The 223-nt window shown below is 63.7% G+C and carries 1 protein-coding gene; it reads right to left on the bottom strand.

Annotated elements, in window-relative coordinates; translation table 11 throughout:
• The coding region (locus E4K09_RS23660; RefSeq protein ID WP_134500154.1) for a cyclic nucleotide-binding domain-containing protein at positions 1-222 on the bottom strand (222 nt) is incomplete at its 3' end.
• Between the last annotated feature and the right edge of the window lies 1 nt (position 223).

The raw sequence follows: 223 nt of genomic DNA, 5'->3' as shown, positions 1-223 counted from the left end.
GCAGGGCGTGAGCGCCAGAACGCCGTGGTCCATCGTCCTTAAGAGGAAGCTGTGCAGGTCGACGAAATCGCCGGCGACATGGATGGCCGTGATCTGACGCCGCCCGTTGGACAAGATCTTGTAGCGCGCGGCAAAGCCGTCGAGCAGCAGGTTGCTCTCGGAGGGATGCTCGCCCTCATGCACGATGTCCTCGTCCGCCTCGACCACGCGAACGCGCGAAATC

Source organism: Microvirga pakistanensis (assembly GCF_004458765.1).
GTDB lineage: Bacteria > Pseudomonadota > Alphaproteobacteria > Rhizobiales > Beijerinckiaceae > Microvirga > Microvirga pakistanensis.
Note: the sequence above shows the minus strand (reverse complement) of the source record. Positions and strands in the feature narration are given on the sequence as shown.